This window comes from Prevotella sp. KH2C16 (assembly GCF_900113305.1).
Lineage (GTDB): Bacteria > Bacteroidota > Bacteroidia > Bacteroidales > Bacteroidaceae > Prevotella.
This window is the reverse complement of sequence record NZ_FOOW01000041.1, coordinates 1-10,825: the sequence shown is the minus strand read 5'-3', so window position 1 is coordinate 10,825 and position 10,825 is coordinate 1. Positions and strand designations below refer to the sequence as shown.

Sequence of the window (10,825 nt, the reverse complement as noted above, 5' to 3'; positions counted from 1 at the left end):
TGGAAAAGCCGAGCGCGTTTGACCCCCGAGGGCAAAGCGACGTTGACCCCTGAAAACTTTTTTATTTTGACCCCTCTAAAGTCCTGACTGGCGGGGTCATTTTTATTTTGCCCTGTTTACTTCTTAGCCTTCATCTTGCGGATGCTTTCGCCGAAGAGTTCGATGCGGTGTGATGAGTGTACGATCCTGTCAAGCACGGCATCGGCGACAGCCTGGTCACCGATGGCATCATACCAGTTTTCCACAGGGAGTTGAGAGGCCATGACGATTGACTTCCTGTCATGGCGGTCTTCGATGATTTCCAAAAGGATGGGACGCTCCTTGGCGTCCAGCGGTACGAGGAAGGCATCGTCGAGGATGAGCAGCTGGCACCGTTCTATCTTCTTCAACTCCGTCTCTATGGTGTTCTTGGCCTTTGCGACCTTCAGAGAGCTGAGCAGCTTTGAGGTGTTTGAATATAGCGTCCTGATGCCGTTCTTGCAGGCATGATAGCCTGTGGCCGTGGCAAGGAAGCTCTTGCCTGTGCCGGCAGATCCCGTGATGAAGAGATTCTGCCCTGCCGCACGAAGTCAAGCGAGAGCAGCCTTTCCATCTGGTTCTGGTTAAGCCCGCGGCTGATACTGTAGTCAATCTCCTCGGGATAGGCATTGTAGCGGAAGGAGGCTCCGCGTATGAGCCTGTCTATGGCTGCCGAGGAGCGGTAGTCCCACTCCCTTGCCATCAGCCAGGAGATGAAGCCGTCGGGTGTCATGGCCTCGGCATAGGTGGACGTGAGGCTTTCCTCAAAGGCGTTGGCCATTCCCGTAAGCCTCATTCTGCGCATCAGGTCGAGCGTGACCTGGTTCTGGTCTTTCTCCTGCACGATTGGTGCAGTCTTACTGTTTGTTGTCTCCATTGTCATCTTCTTTTTCGTTACCTGATAAGTTTGAGTAGTATTCCCTGCCGCGTATATTCTTGTGAATCTGCGGCTTGTAATTGAGGAAAGCGTCAGGGGTGTCATCGTCCGACGGCATGAAGCTCACGTCGTCGCCACGCTTGAGGATCTCCAGCACCTCGTTGTAGCCGTACTGCCGTCCCTCGGAGGCACAGGCACATGCCGCTACGAGGCGGGCAAGGCCGTACTTTTTCTCCAGCGATATGATGCCCTTACACGTACGGAAGGCCAGCGGCAGATACTCCTTCTGCGCTGCGACTTCCCTGAGGTAGTTAAGCAGGATGTTGTCTATGGCTCGGGCACGTTCGTAGATCTCGCCGAGGTCCTTCTCATAGGAGCCGTGACGGCCGGGCAGTTTGTGCGCCTCTTTCTGTGTGTAGCCGTATGGCGTGTCGTTACGCATGTGGGAGGTCACAAGCTTCAGCCCGTGGTATATCTGCAGGCTGTCCGCATCATATACGATGTCCACACGCTTGCCTATGTATTCCTTGGGCACGCTGTAGTGGTGCTTGTTCAGCATCACGTAGCTGTTCTTCATGACCGTAACGGTCTTCCGTGCCTTCATCTGGAAACGGACTGCGGGAAGCGGCTGGAGATATTCCTTCTCCACCTCCTCGAAAAGCTCACGGCGTGACTCTTTCCTTCCGCTCATCCTGCGGTCATTGAAAGCACCCAGCGAATTGCGTATGGCGGCATTCAGGGACGCGAGGTCATGGAACACCAGCCCCTCGATGTCGGCATAGACAGAGCGGTACATCAGCTTTACCGCATTCTCCACAAGTGCCTTGTCCTTCGGATGGCGTGCTCTGGCCGGGAATACTGCCATGTCGTAGAACTCGGCCATTGCCGCAAAGTCCTCATTGATGACAGGCTCGTTACGGTCGCTTCGCGTGACAGCAGCCTTCAGGTTGTCCGGCACGACGGCCATCGGCGCACCGCCGAAGAAGTGAAGGGCATTCTCGCAGGCCACGATGAGGTCCTCTTTCTTCTGTGACCAAACAGCCTCGCAGTAGGTGTAGTGGCTGCACGGGAGGATGGCAACGAACACCTCCACGCAGCGCACCTCGCCAGTCTCAGCATCCACGACCTCCAGCTTGTCACCCGCGTAGTCTATGTACATCTGGTCTCCGGCAAGATGGTCAACATGGCCGACAACCCGCACATGGTACTTCTGCCGGCGGACGGCACGCTTGAAGGTAGAGTACTTATAGCCGTCAGGATGCTCCCTGAGGTATTCCTCGTGGAGCGACTTGACAGTCACGCCCTTGCGGCTGAGCCGCTTCACGTAGTCGGGAATCAGAGCCTCCAGCTCATCCATGCGCGCAGATGGCTTACGGCTGCGATTCTGGTTGTCGAGGAACATCTCCTGGAGCTTTTCCTCAGACATGGTCATCAGCAGGTCAAGCGTCAGACCGCTCTCCTGATACCTGCGCACATACTTGCGCACAGTGTTACGCGAGGGATGAAAAGCACTAGAGATGCTTTTTATACTCATTCCAATGGCGTAACATCGCAATAAATTTCTTAACTTTGTCATTGAATTCTGTAGTTTAACGTTTATCCGCCAGTCAGGACGGCAACACAAAACTACAAAAAAGCCCCTGAATGGCAATCGCATTCAGGGGTCAATTTTATTTTGCCGCAGAGGGTCATTCTTATTTTGCCCGTAAGGGTCAACGTCGCTTGCCCTCGGGGGTCAAACGCGCTCGGCTTTTCCACCGTCCTCCCATTGGGGAATGATGATGCCTTCTCCGTTTTCTCGGCTTTCCCGTTCTTCGGCTTCCGCCTGCTCCTTGTCTTTTTTCTTGCTGTTTTTGAGAACGGCACGCCAACCCTCTTCCTTGATGATTTCACCTTTGAGGATAAACTTCACATCCTCGCAGACGGCAGTAACCGTGCTGACATTCTTCACACAACGGGCGGAGAAGGCTTCGAGCATACGTCCGGCTATCATATCATAGATGACCGCTTCCTCTCCAAACATGTCTATCGGCTTCTTGCCCGTGATGAGCAGGGCGTGGTGGTCGGTCACTTTCTTGCCGTCCACCGAATGTGCATTCGGTTCGGTCAGTCGGCGGGCATGGACACCCCAGACGGAATGGTCGTGCAAAAATGCTATCAAAGCTGGAATTTCGGCAAAGACATCTTCGGGGATATGGCGGCTGCCCGTGCGTGGGTAGGTAATGTATGCCTTTTCGTAGAGTTTCTGAGCCAAGGAAAGGGTCTGTTCTGCCGTGTATCCGTATCGGCTGTTCGCTTCTTTCTGCAGGGTTGTCAAATCATACAGAAGCGGTGGCTCCTGTTTGGTTTCCTTGCGCACAACTGTCTCTACAGTGGCATAAGGAGCCTGTTTGAGTTTCTCGTACAGGGCGGTGGCTTCCGTCTTATCGAACCAGCGGTCGGCAGAGGAGAAGTGGAAGCTCTCATCACCTTCCCTTATGGCAAGGCTGAGTTGCCAGAATGGCTGTGGCTCGAACTTCTTGTTCTCCAAGAAACGGGAGCAGACCATACAGAGGGTCGGAGTCTGTACCCTGCCCAAGGAGTAAGTGCCTCGCCCTGCGGCAATGGATATGGCTTGGGTGGCATTGATGCCCACCAGCCAGTCGGCTTCGCTGCGGGCACGGGCGGCATAATAGAGGTTGTCATACGCCGCGCCGTTTTGTAGATGGGCAAGCCCCTCTTTGATGGCTTTGTCCGTGAGCGAGCTGATCCACAGTCGCTCATAGGGTTTGGCGATGCCGAGATACTCGTAGATAAAGCGGAATATGAGCTCACCTTCCCTTCCGGCATCGGTGGCAACGATAATGCCCTCGCACGCTCGGAAGAGTTTTTCGATGACTTTCAATTGGGCAACGGCACTCGGATCTGTCTTGTAGCCTTTGTCGCTCTTGACTTGGCGGGGAATAAGGGTAAAGACGGGAGGAAGAATCGGCAGGTTTTCTTTGTGGAAACCTTTGATGCCGTAGGCTTCGGGCATGGCTGCCGTTATCAGATGTCCCAATGCCCACGTGACGGCATAGCCGCCTCCTTCGATATAACCCTCTTTCTTGTTGGTTGCCCGAACGACACGGGCGATTTCACGAGCTACGCTCGGCTTTTCTGCTATGATGACTTTCATTTGTTCTTACTTTTTGGATGTTAGTGGTGGCGGATTACATTTTCATTCCCTTGGAACGCTTTTTCTCTTCTTCTTTCTGCTCTTGCTGGGCGGTAGGTTCTGTCTGTCCCTGCTTGAGCGGCTCCTTCACATGCTTGGTAGCCTCGTTGGTCTTGCCTTCGGAATTGACGGCGACCTGCGTGTGGGAAGCATTGTCGGGAGTTACCTCTTTGGCTTGGGACTTGTCGGGATTCCATTTGAGGAAGTCGAACTTGTTCTTCTCGAAATTCGGGCGCACATAGGCATTGAAAGGCTCTCCCTTCTTGTCGATAAGCCCGGTCATATAGACCGTTTCACCTGCTTTGAGCTTCGCTTGCTCTTCGGGAGAGATGTCGCGTCCCAGCATCTTCTTGGGGACACGCAATTCTTTCTGCTCTGCCTGTTCCTGCCTTTCGGGGGCTTGTCTTTGGCGTTGTTCCTGCTTGGGAGAGCCGAAACGAAATTCAATCGACCGCTTGTCGGCATTGAATTGGAGGTTGGCATTGAAATGCTTGCCCGTTTTGGAGGTCATACCCTCCACGTAGATGCTTCTGCCTTCCGACAGTTCCTTTTTCTGCTCGTCGCTCAGCTTCACGCCTTTGATTTCATCGGGGATGCGTACCCGGTCGGCACTCAGGGCGATGATGTCATTCGTCAGGCGGTCGATGCTCACGAAGCTGCGGGTCGGCTCATCTTTACCGGGGAAGGTCAGCTCCACAGTGCGACCGAGGTTGCCCGTTTCTTTCAGGGCTTTCTTGTCCTCATCGGTAAAGGTATGCCCGAAGAACTCACGCTCCAATTGAGGCTCCTTGCGGATGGCATGGACAACGGGAATGAATGTCCCGTCTCCTGAGGCTTTCAGAGAAAGACGGGCATCGGTATAAAGGGAGACCTCTCCGATTTTGATACTGATGGGAATAAGCGGAGTCTTGCGGTATTGAAGCAGGTCATCAAGATGCTTGCCCTTTTCCAGACTTTCACGGCTTACGCCCATCTGCTCGAACTGCTCCCATCTCACCTTGTCGGGGTCAATGCCTTGGAAGGACTGTTTCTGCTCCCCTGCATAGTCCGAAGGATTGACACGGGCGGAGTCCAGCATCTCCTTATTAGAGGGGACATTCGGTGCTTTGAGCATTTCCGAGAGTACACGAGCACTGGCAACGGCACTCTCAAAGGGTACTTTGAAGAAAGTCAGCGGTGTGGGGTTCTTGAACTGCCGCATGAAATTGGAAAGGAAATTCTCCAGCGCATTGCTGTGCTTGTCGAACTTCAGGAAGCTCTGTTCATGCTCTGCGGTGGGCGGAACGGTTTTCAGTCCGCCTTTCTCGTCCGTTCCTGTGACGGCTTTGAGATTCTTGTCCTTTTGATCCTTTACCAAAAGGACTTCTTGGTCTTTGATTTTTTCGTCCATATTACAATGTTTTTAATGGCACCAACAGCGGTGCACGGACAAAAGTAAACCAAAGAAACCGTGTATGTTAGAGGTTTGAGATAACTGCGTACTTGTGGCGTCGATATGGACGGAAGTGGCCAGATGTCGGGACAAAACAAAACGAGCGGAGCATACCAAAGGCATACTCCGCTCGTTCTTGTCGATACGACCCCGTATTTTCAGGTCATGGCGAGTATATGTCAGATCTTACATTTTTCCGGCATTACTCCGTCTGTACTCTGTAGGTGTGACACCGTAGATATTCTTGAATGTCCGTACAAAGTTGGAATAGTCGTTAAAGCCGCATTTGTCGGCTATTTCTCTGAAACTCATCTGTGAGTCTCCGTCAAGAAGACTCTTGGCTTTCTTTATTTTCACACGCTGGATATAGACCGTCGGGGTGCTGCCCGTAAGAGCGTTCATCTTGCGGTAGAACTGTCTGTCGCTCATACACATGGCCGATGCAATCTGCGACACCTCTATATCCTTTCCGCGATTGAGCTGGAGGTATATGACATCCGACACTTTGGCAAGAAAGCGTAGATCGGCTGCACGTCTTTGTGTGGCTTCTTCCTCTTCGTCATCCTGATGTGCTGTCATCATTTGTGCGTATTTCTTGCGCAGCAACTGTCGTCCTTCGATCAGCTTTTCCACCCTTGTGCGCAGTTCTTCGGCATTGAACGGCTTGGCGAGATAGGCGTCTGCCCCGGCTTCCAGTCCGCGTATGCGCTCCTCCTCCGTGATCTTCGCCGTTACCACGATGATGGGAATATGGTCGGTAATCTCGTTGCCGCGCAGCTGACGGCAAACCTCCAGACCGTCCATGCCGGGCATCATCAGGTCGGTGATGATGAGGTCGGGCACCAGTTCCTGCGCCTTTTCCAGTCCCGCCTTACCGTTCTCCGCATAGCTAACGGCGTAGCGGTCGGCAAACTGCGAACCGATATAGGCTGCGATGTCGCGGTTGTCCTCGATGACGATCAGACGGCACTGGCTGTCTTCACCCTCGTTGTCGGCAAGCGACGTTCCCGCTTCGGGCAGGAGCGGCGTATGCGTTTCCGATGTAGCGGTTATCCGTTGCTTGGCTTCGTTGCGTATCGGTACGCTGAGGTGGAACGTCGTGCCTCTGCCCACCGTGCTTTCCACGGTGATGCTGCCTCCCACTGCATCCATGATCTGCTTCACGAGGGCAAGCCCCACGCCCGTGCCGATGTTCGGGGTATCACTCTCGCCTTGATAGAAAGGCTCGAAGACGTGGGGAGCGTCTCCTCGTCCATACCCTGACCCGTGTCCTCCACATCGATGAGCAGGCGTTCGCCCTCGCGCCACATCGTCACGTTCACCTTGCCGTATTCGGGCGTGAACTTGAGGGCGTTGGAAAGCAGGTTGTTGATCACCTTGTTTACATAGTCCGGAACAAAGTCCATCTCCACCGTATCCTTGGCAAAGAACTGCAGGTCGATGTTGCGGTTGCGGGCATAGTCGCGGTAGGTCTCGACGATCATCGTGAGTTGGGCGGTGATATTGCCGTTTCTCCAGTCGGCGTTGCCTACGGCCGACTTGATCTTGGAGATGTCCAGCAGCTGGTTGATGAGCGTGAGCAGTCCATTGCCTTGCCGCTCGATGGTTCGTGCCTTGTCTTTCACTTCTTCCGATTCGGCGGCTTGCAGGTCGTGGCTCAGTCCGAGTATCACGGTGAGCGGCGTGCGGAACTCGTGGGTGATGTTCGTAAAGAAGTTCTCGCGCAGCTCAGAGACGCGTTTCAGGGCGAGGTGGTTGCGGCGGCGCAGTCGGTTCGTGTAAAGAACAGCGGCAAGTAGGCTTCCCAGTGCCAGCAAAACCACACCCAATACGATGAAACCGACATACCGCATCGTGCGCTCACGCTCCAGTCGCAGCATCATGTCGTTCTTCTCCCTTTCCTGCCGATTGCGCTCGATGCTCAGGCTAGCGTTTTGGATGCGATTCACCTTCTCCATGTCCAGCAGGCTGTCCCTCATGGCGACAGCCTGCTCGTAGGAAGAGAGTGCCGAACGACTGTCGCCCAACTGCTTGTAGTGCCTATAATATAAGGTGTAGATTTCTCCTAAGTGTTCTGGCGACTTGATGCCCTCTGCCACCTGCTTTGCCCTGCTGAGATAGTCCAGTGTCTTTGCCCTATTTCCTATGGCGTTATGGATGCCCGCAAGGGCGATGAGCGAGTTCAGCGCATGCCATTCGTCCTTCGAGGCTTGCATCATCCGGTAGGCGGTCTCGTACTCCCCGGTCGCCTTGTCGTATTGCCCGGCCTTCTCGTAGAGCGAACCGAAATAGGTGTGGCAGAGCGATATGCCGAGGTCGCTGCCCGCATCCGTGTTCAGCGCCATCGACTTGCGGTAATAGACCCATGCGGAGTCTATCTGCCCACGGTGTTCGAAGATGGAGCCGAGATTGGCATAGTTGATAGCCTGTCCCAGTGTACTGTTCAACTGTTGCTCGCCTTTCAGAGCCATGCGCAGGGTGCTGTCAGCCCGCTCATAGTTGCCCAGTGTCATGTAGATGTTACCCAGTCCGTTGAGCGACACCACACGGTTTTTCTTCGCCGTAAAGGAAGTGTCGGCACATTCTTCGCTCAACGTCCATGCGCGGTAATGGTACTCCTGTGCCGCATCGAGCACGCCCATGCGCCGGTAGTCGGTGCCGATGTTGTTCAACGCCTGCACCCATTCTATGGTGTCGCCGATGGCTTCCGCTTGTCTCAGCCCTTCGCTGTGGGTGCGCAGGGCTTCCTCAAAACGACTTTCGTTGCGCAGAGCTTTGCCCCACTCCCTCAAGGCCACGACGCTGCCCAGCCTGTCGCCCTTGTCCTCTAATTGCTTTTGCAGCAGGGCCAACGAGTCGGGTGTGCGCACAGAGCGTACGATGCTGTCCACCGTCTTACGTTCGTCGGGGGTGAAAGCCACAGACTTCTTGCCGCACGAAACCAACAGAAGAAAGCCTGCAATAAATATCGCTAACGAACTTAAAATCAGATGATAGCATTTACCCTCTTGGATGTTGAAAAGTTCATAGTGAGGCTGTAAAGGGTTTTTACAGGCATATCGATAGTGTTGCATATAGGTGATGATTTAGAGTTGTTCATGGGTTGTTATAAATAAGTTGCTCAAGGCATACAAGGGTACTATATTTACGTGTCGCTCGGCATTGTCGTCCTGCTTGTCATAGTAAGAAAGATGACCGAAATTCTCAAGTGATGTGCGGATACCATCGAAGAGCCTGCGTTCACGCATAAAAATCCAAAGGCTCTGCATGCTCCCTTGCGTGCTGGCTTTAACCTCTATGGGAAGTATATTGCCATTGCTCACTTTGAGGTAATCCACTTCCGCCTGACTGTTCCTGACATGATTCTGCCAGTAATGCAGGTCGGGTTTCATAAAGCAGTCGCCGTATTTCATCATCTCCAATCCGGCAAACATCTCGGACGCACCTCCTTTGTTCACAAAGTCCACCTCTGTAGCCATAAAAATGTCTCCCGCAGGAATGTTGAGCATGGTCTGCATGACACCCAAGTCAAAGAAAAGATACTTCACGTAGCTTTCATTTTCCTCTGCTCCGAGTGGGATGCCATGTGCGTCCGTATGCTTCACAGGGGTTACAAGCCCGGCAAGCGTGAGCAGGTGCAGGGCTTCTTTCACCACCGTAGATTTCGTATCGCGTGCGGCTGTGGCATAAACGAACTTCTTTCCTGCCTGCAATGCCGTCGAGCGCAGCACCTGTCTGAGGAGAACCGGCGAAAACCGTTTCTTGTACTTGGAAAAGTCGTCGCTGTATGTGTCGATAATTTCATTGTGGATATGCGACACCTCTATATAACTATGTGTTTCCACCCATTCCGTCACGGCTGCCGGCATTCCTCCCACAAGATAGAACGAGCGCAACTGTTCTATCAAGGCTTTGTGTGCCGATTCCGTAAGAGGAGCATCGGCCATTGCCTTCCGCTTGAAGTCAACGGTGAGTCCGAGTCCCTGAGCCATGAGAAATTCGTCGAATGAAAACGGGTACATATATAGCGAACGTATCCTTCCCACGCCAAACGACGGCAGATCCTCCAAGGCAAACTCCAGCAGCGAGCCGGCGGCAATGACGTGCAGTTCGGGATAGTCTTCCTTGAAGTAGCGCAGTGCCATGACAGCCTCCTTGCTTACCTGAATTTCGTCGATGAAGAGGAGCGTCTCGCCCGGTATGATGGGGATGGCAAGCGTACCGCTGAGTTTCTCGCACGTAGTCTTCACGTTGATGTTCTCCGTGAACAGTTGCCGCAGATCGGGTTGCTTTTCAAGGTTCACCTCCACAAAGTAGCGGAATTGCTTTCCGAGTTCTCTTACGGCAGTGGACTTGCCCACCTGACGGGCACCACGTATCAGCAATGGCTTGCGTCGAGCTTCGGTTTTCCACTCGATCAATTTGTCGTCTATGTGTCTTTTGAAATAAGTCATCTGTATAATATGATTGCCGTTTAGAAATGATTTGCGTACAAAGTTACGATTTAATTCTGAAAACACAACCAAAAAGAGAAAGGAATTAACTAAAATCATTATCGAAATAGGGATTACTTCAGACAGAATAGGGAGCGAAAGCCCTGTTCCTGCTTTTCAGAGTCGCATTGCGTGTGGTCAGAATCCTATGGTTGAATACCCTTCCAACCTCTTTCTTCCTCCAAATTCACCGATTGTTAATATTTGTAAATATGTCAGTGCAATTCATTTATACACAGTCTGTTATAAGCACAAAATGTCCGATGGTGCAAGATGGGCAAAATGCAGAATGTCCGATGGTGCAAGAATTTTGGCAGGATTTGCAATGCCTGTTCGGGGCTTCCATGCCTAACTTTGTATAAGATTTAGCGGCGCTCGGCAAATCGGGAACAAGATTCCCCTTTGCGCTCGCTTGCAAAACCTTTTCAACAAAACAGCAACCGATATGAAACAACAAGACAACAAGAAACTCACCGAACGGCAGCGACGCTACATGCAGTTTGTGGAAGACCGCTTCGAGCTGCTCGGCACTATCCGTGATATGATAGATATCGAGCTCGACCGTCGTGGTGTTTCTCCTGATGGCAATCCTCATCCCGAGAATCCGCCGCCTGACCCGAAAGGCAGGGAGCCATCGGAAGCCAAAACCGAAGAGCCGAACGACCGTCCCTGCCGCACCCTCTGGAAGCGCATCGTGAGCCTCTTCACCGTATGCCTATAATAATATAAGGTATGTAGAACAGACATATATATAAACCCTTTTAATTCTAATTAAGTATGAACAGCAAACGAACAAAACCGCTCATTCC

Annotated in this window: 4 protein-coding genes and 3 pseudogenes; 1 reads left to right on the top strand and 6 read right to left on the bottom strand. The window is 52.7% G+C overall.

The features are described 5' to 3' along the window. Window positions 1–116: 116 nt before the first annotated feature. The 6 genes and pseudogenes from istB to BM114_RS13780 all read right to left on the bottom strand — a co-directional run bounded on the left by istB (window position 117) and on the right by BM114_RS13780 (window position 9,977). A pseudogene (gene istB / locus BM114_RS13805) lies at window positions 117–895 on the bottom strand (IS21-like element helper ATPase IstB). Next, on the bottom strand, window positions 876–2,471 hold the full coding sequence (istA, locus tag BM114_RS13800) for an IS21 family transposase (RefSeq protein WP_092114291.1): 1,596 nt from the start codon (window positions 2,469–2,471) through the stop codon (window positions 876–878). Before istA ends, istB begins: the two are co-directional and overlap by 20 nt. Before the next feature lie 180 nt (window positions 2,472–2,651). Further along, window positions 2,652–4,052 (bottom strand): annotated as a pseudogene (locus BM114_RS13795) (DNA topoisomerase); the annotation flags it as partial. 34 nt (window positions 4,053–4,086) lie between these two features. Continuing rightward, window positions 4,087–5,481, bottom strand: a complete 1,395-nt coding sequence (locus BM114_RS13790; RefSeq protein ID WP_092114289.1) for a DUF3945 domain-containing protein — start codon at window positions 5,479–5,481, stop codon at window positions 4,087–4,089. Window positions 5,482–5,709: 228 nt separating this feature from the next. After that, window positions 5,710–8,597 (bottom strand): annotated as a pseudogene (locus tag BM114_RS13785) (ATP-binding protein). Window positions 8,598–8,609: 12 nt separating this feature from the next. Then, on the bottom strand, window positions 8,610–9,977 hold the full coding sequence (locus tag BM114_RS13780) for an ATP-binding protein (RefSeq protein WP_092114287.1): 1,368 nt from the start codon (window positions 9,975–9,977) through the stop codon (window positions 8,610–8,612). 484 nt (window positions 9,978–10,461) lie between these two features. On the opposite strand from BM114_RS13780, the gene BM114_RS13775 reads away from it, so the two are divergent. Continuing rightward, window positions 10,462–10,737, top strand: coding sequence for a hypothetical protein (locus BM114_RS13775; protein WP_092114293.1), 276 nt, complete (start codon window positions 10,462–10,464; stop codon window positions 10,735–10,737). Window positions 10,738–10,825: the final 88 nt, after the last annotated feature.